1 protein-coding gene is annotated in these 408 nt (G+C 59.1%); it reads right to left on the bottom strand.

Annotation, left to right across the window (positions count from 1 at the left end):
- Positions 1 to 376, bottom strand: a 376-nt coding sequence (locus AC1DF0_RS32490; RefSeq protein ID WP_477577726.1) for an endonuclease/exonuclease/phosphatase family protein, incomplete at its 3' end; no start/stop codon positions are given.
- Positions 377 to 408 lie beyond the last annotated feature (32 nt).

The raw sequence follows: 408 nt of genomic DNA, 5'->3' as shown, positions 1-408 counted from the left end.
CATCGAGGTTGCGAAATTCGCGGATCGGGTATTTCGACAGCAGGGCATTGCCGTGATGGCCGTCGGGGTAGACCGCGTTGCGACCGTAAGCGAAATCGCTCCACATGCTGTCGGCCAGGAATTCGTACTGCGAGGTCGGTGGCCAGTCGTTGTAACGGGAAGAATGCCGGTCATGCTCACCGACCACTTCCTGCAGAAACACCAGGTCCGCCGACGTACTGCGTACCGCTTCGCGCAGTTCCGGGAGGATGAAACGTCGGTTGAGGGCGGTGAAACCCTTGTGAGTATTGACCGTCAGTACTCTGAGTCGGCGAATCGCCGGGGGCGTGTTCGATGGCACTGATTCGACGGCTTGGCGTTCGGCATCGTGGGTCACGTTCACTCCTCTGAATCAGGGCTGCTGTATGT

Source organism: Paenibacillus sp. 05T425, assembly GCF_056396205.1.
The sequence above is the reverse complement of the archived record's forward strand: the minus strand, read 5'-3'. Positions and strand labels throughout refer to the sequence as shown.